The following is a 615-nucleotide window of genomic DNA, read 5'->3' on the forward strand; positions in this document are numbered from 1 at the left end:
TTTATATGTCAAAAAGGAGCTTATGTGTGAGTAAAAAGCTATGAAGGAATAAAATGCCTCTTGAAAATGCTCAAGGGGTGTTGAAACATTAGAGAATGACAAACAGTGATGAAGTGTACTGATTTGCATGTTTCATAAGCGTGAAAATGAACGTGTTCAATAGTTTTCCGTTTACACTATTAACACGAGGCGCTATTACGAAATGGGTTTAAGTGCTAGATATTGCTTTAACACAAGCGCGTAAATCAATAGAATGAAAACTCTTTTACTAAGTAAATTTATTGTAAAATGCATTCTTAGAAAGAAATATTTCTCTTGTTCTTTATATATTATTCACTTATTACTATTTTTTATTTTTGATAAGTAAGTTAGATACAAAATTAGCATTTATTTTGTGTTATTATCCATTATTTCTCAATAGAGTTTTTGAGGCGATTTTATTGGAAATATTTGCATCATTTCTTTAAATCCGTAACCAGGATACATTCCTTCACGCATCAATAAATTACGTAATGGCGAGCAATTATGTAATAAACCAAGCCCAATACTGCGCATGATATGAACAGGCAACATATGAGAAAGCAAAGCAGAGTTGAGGGTATGAACAGCTAGACT

Annotated in this window: 1 pseudogene; it reads right to left on the bottom strand. The window is 31.4% G+C overall.

Features of this window, described 5'->3' with window-relative positions:
• Positions 1-414: 414 nt before the first annotated feature.
• Positions 415-615, bottom strand: a pseudogene (locus tag BN338_RS12665) (UbiH/UbiF family hydroxylase); the annotation flags it as partial.

Source organism: Bartonella queenslandensis AUST/NH15 (assembly GCF_000312585.1).
Classification (GTDB): Bacteria; Pseudomonadota; Alphaproteobacteria; order Rhizobiales; family Rhizobiaceae; genus Bartonella; species Bartonella queenslandensis_A.